Source organism: Micrococcus sp. HSID17227 (assembly GCF_003989405.1).
Lineage (GTDB): Bacteria > Actinomycetota > Actinomycetes > Actinomycetales > Micrococcaceae > Micrococcus > Micrococcus luteus.
In genome coordinates this window covers 1-3,762 of record NZ_RBLN01000216.1, presented here as the reverse complement: position 1 = coordinate 3,762, position 3,762 = coordinate 1, and the positions used below count along the sequence as shown (strand labels likewise).

Below are 3,762 nucleotides of genomic sequence, written 5' to 3'. Positions count from 1 at the left end.
TGCGGGCCACCGGCGCCGCCTACCGCCCCCACCCGGCCGAGCGGGACCGCCTCTCCCGCGGCCAGCACGCGGCCTGGCGCAGGGCCGGCGTGCGGATCGACGACGTCGGCGCGCCCCTCGTCGCCACCCGCGGTCCCGTGGCCGCCGTCTTCTCCACCGGGATCCTCGAGGCCGCGCAGGCCGGCAGACCCGCGTGGGCCGTCCACCCGGACCCGCCCGCCTGGCTGGAGGGGTTCTGGCAGCGATACGGCATGACCCGGTGGCGACCCGGCCGCACCCCGGAGCCCACCCCGCCCCTGGCCTCGCCGACCGCGGACCCCGCGGCCGCGATCGCCGAGCACGTCTGGAAGGAGTCCGCGTGAGCATCCTGTGCGTCATCCCCGTGCGCGGCGGGTCCCGGGGGCTGCCCGGCAAGAACATCCGCCTCCTCGGCGGCCACCCGCTCGTCGCCTGGACCATCCAGGCCGCCCTCGAGGCGGAGGAGGACCTGCACGTGGTGGTCTCCACGGACTCGGCCGAGATCGCCGAGGTCGCCCTCCGCTACGGCGCGGACGTCCCGGGCCTGCGCCCGGCCCACCTGGCGCAGGACTCGACCCCCACCGAGCCCGTGATCGAGCACGTGCTCGCGGCCGAGCGCGCGGCCGGCGTCGAACCGGAGGGTGTGATGCTGCTCCAGGCCACCAGCCCGCTGCGCCTGCCCGGCACCCTGGACCGCGCCGTGCGGCAGTTCCGGGACACGGGGGTGGACTCGCTGGTCGGCGTCGTCCCGGTGTCCCCGTTCCTGTGGCGCCATCCCGAGGATCCCGACGGGGAGCCGATCCCGGACTTCGACGTCACGGCGCGCAAGCGCCGGCAGGACATGTCGCGCGCCGACCTGCGGTTCCGCGAGAACGGCTCGCTGTATGTGACGCGCCCCTGGGTCTATGACCGGCTGCACAACCGGCTCGGCGGCCGGATCGGCATGCTGGAGCTCGACGACCTCGAGGGCGTGGACATCGACACCGAGCTGGACTTCGCCCTGGCCGAGCAGCAGATGGACCAGTACCTGGCGGTCCAGAAGGTGCTCCAGCACCACCCCGACCTCGGTGCCCCGCGCACCGCCGAGACCCCCATCACCGGCCCGAACCGCACCCCCGGAGGCACGCAGTGATCATCGAACGCAGGCTCACCCCCTATCTCGTCTTCCCCGAGGACTCGCTCCTGGCCGCCCTGCAGAAGATGACCGACAACCGCGAGCGCACCGTGTTCGTGGTGGACTCCCACGGCTTCCTCGTCGGCTCCCTGACGGACGGGGACGTCCGCCGCTGGCTGGTGGCGCAGCCGGAGGCGTCGCTGGACGTGGCCGCGGCCGACGTCGCCCATCGCGACCCGGCGACGGCGCCCCTGGGCGCCTCCCCGGCCGAGATGCGCGAGGCCCTGCCCACCGGGGCGCTGCACCTGCCGCTGCTGGACGAGCGCGGCCGCCTGACGGCCCTGGCGATCAATCGGGAGGCGGAGCTGCGGATCGGCGGGCACCGGATCGGGGAGGGCCACCCGGCGTTCCTGATCGCCGAGATCGGCAACAACCACCAGGGTGATGTGGACCTGGCCCGCCGTCTCGTGGACCTGGCCGTCGAGGCGGGCGCGGACGCGGTGAAGTTCCAGCTGCGGGACATGGACGCCCTCTACCGGCAGTCCGGTGCGGCCACCGCCGGCGAGGACCTGGGGGCCCAGCGCACTCTGGACGAGCTGGCCAAGTTCTCGCTCTCCGCCGAGGACATGGTGCGGGTGTTCGACCACGTCCGGGACGCCGGCGTCGCCCTGATGTGCACCCCGTGGGACGCCCCGTCCATGCGGGTGCTGCGCGCGTACCCGGTGGACGGCGTGAAGATCGCCTCGGCGGACCTGACGAACCACGGTCTGCTGCGGGACGCGGCCTCCTCCGGCCTGCCGATGGTGCTCTCCACCGGCATGTCCCGGGAGGAGGAGATCCGCGAGTCGGTGGCACTGGTGCGCTCCTTCGGCGTCCCCTTCGCGATGCTGCACGCCCAGTCCACGTACCCCGCCCCCTACAAGGACGTGAACCTGGCCTACCTGGACCGGCTCGCGGAGATCGCGCAGACGCCGGTGGGCTACTCGGGGCACGAGCGCGGCTTCCACGTGGCCCTGGCCGCGGTGGCCCGGGGCGCTGCGATCATCGAGAAGCACTTCACCGTGGACCGGGGGCTCGAGGGCAACGACCACAAGGTCTCCCTCCTGCCGGAGGAGTTCGCGCAGATGGTCCGGCAGACGCGGGACATCGAGGAGTCGATCGGCGTCGGGACCGAGCGCGTGGTCTCCACGGGCGAGGCGATGAACCGCATCAACCTGGCCAAGTCCCTGGTGGCGGCCCGTCCGCTGCAGGCCGGTGCCACGATCACCGCCGACGACGTGACCGTGAAGTCCCCGGGCCGTGGTCTGCAGCCCAACGAGCTGCCGCGCCTGGTCGGCCGCACGCTGCACCGCGAGATGGCCGAGGGCGACTTCTTCTTCGCCGGCGACCTCACGGACACGGTGCCCACCGGGCGCCAGTTCGAGTTCCGGCGCCCCTGGGGCCTGCCGGTGCGCTACCACGACGTCGCGGCGCTGACGAAGGACTGCACCCCGGACTTCCTCGAGTTCCACTTCTCCTACAAGGACCTCGAGATCGACATCGACTCGGTGTTCACCGAGCCCCTGCCGATGGGCTTCACCACCCACCTGCCGGACATCTTCTCCGGCGACTTCCTCGTGGACCTGGCCAGCGACGACGACGCCGTGTGGGAGCGCTCGATCGCCGAGGTGCAGCGCACGATCGACATCACCCGGGACCTGAAGCGCTGGTTCCCGAACGAGGAGGAGCCCATCATGGTCATCACCATGGGCGGGTTCACCCTGGACCGGCACATCCGCCCGGAGGAGCGGCGGCCGAAGTACGAGCGCATCGCCGAGGCCGTGCAGCGCCTGGACACCTCCGGCATCCGGATCGCCGCGCAGACGCTGCCGCCGTTCCCGTGGCTGATGGGCGGTCAGCAGTACCACAACCTCTTCATGGACCCGGACGACACCGTGGCGTTCGTGGAGGCCACGGGGGTGCCCCTGTGCCTGGACATCTCCCACTCCAAGCTCTCGGCCACGTTCCTGGGGATCCCCTTCTCGGAGATGGTGGAGAAGCTGGCCCCGCACACCATCCACCTGCACCTCGTGGACGCCACCGGTGTGGACGGGGAGGGACCGCAGATCGGCGAGGGCGACGTGGACTGGCCCGTGCTGTGCGAGCAGCTGGACCGCCTGGCCCCCGGGGTGAGCTTCATCCCGGAGATCTGGCAGGGCCACATCAACAACGGTGAGGGCTTCTGGACGGCCCTGGACCGCCTGGAGCAGTGGCTGTGATCCCCGAGGCCGCAACGACGCCTGCCCCGGCCCCGCTGACGCTCTGGGTGGTGCCCGTCGCCGACCTCGGCGGCGTGGCCCGGCACGTCCTCGACGTCGCGCGCGTGGGCCTGCCCGGTCTGCGGCTGGCGGTGCTCTGCCCCGAGGGGCCGCTCGCCGAGCGCCTGCGTGAGCAGGGCGCGGCGGTCTTCACCGGGGACGTTGGTCCCGACGCCGGCCTGGCCGCCTCGGTGCGCACGCTCCGCACGGCGGTGCGCACCCTGCGCCCAGCCGCGGTCCATACACACCTGGCCTACGCCGACCTCGCGGCGTTCACGGCGCTCGGCCCGGAACGTGCCGCGCGCCGGGCCGGTGCCCCGGCGCTGCTCAGCA

General features: G+C 72.9%; 2 protein-coding genes and 2 pseudogenes. All 4 read left to right on the top strand.

Features of this window, described 5'->3' with window-relative positions:
• Positions 1-362: pseudogene (locus D8M29_RS13630) on the top strand (RNA-binding protein); the annotation flags it as partial.
• The gene (locus D8M29_RS09680; protein ID WP_127435493.1) at positions 359-1,150 is read left to right on the top strand and encodes a cytidylyltransferase domain-containing protein; all 792 of its coding nucleotides are present in this window, start codon (positions 359-361) and stop codon (positions 1,148-1,150) included. The pseudogene D8M29_RS13630 and the gene D8M29_RS09680, both read left to right, overlap by 4 nt.
• Positions 1,147-3,390, top strand: a complete 2,244-nt coding sequence (locus D8M29_RS09675; RefSeq protein WP_127445931.1) for an N-acetylneuraminate synthase family protein — start codon at positions 1,147-1,149, stop codon at positions 3,388-3,390. The genes D8M29_RS09680 and D8M29_RS09675 overlap by 4 nt, the downstream gene beginning before the upstream one ends.
• A pseudogene (locus D8M29_RS09670) lies at positions 3,381-3,762 on the top strand (glycosyltransferase family 4 protein); the annotation flags it as partial. The gene D8M29_RS09675 and the pseudogene D8M29_RS09670, both read left to right, overlap by 10 nt.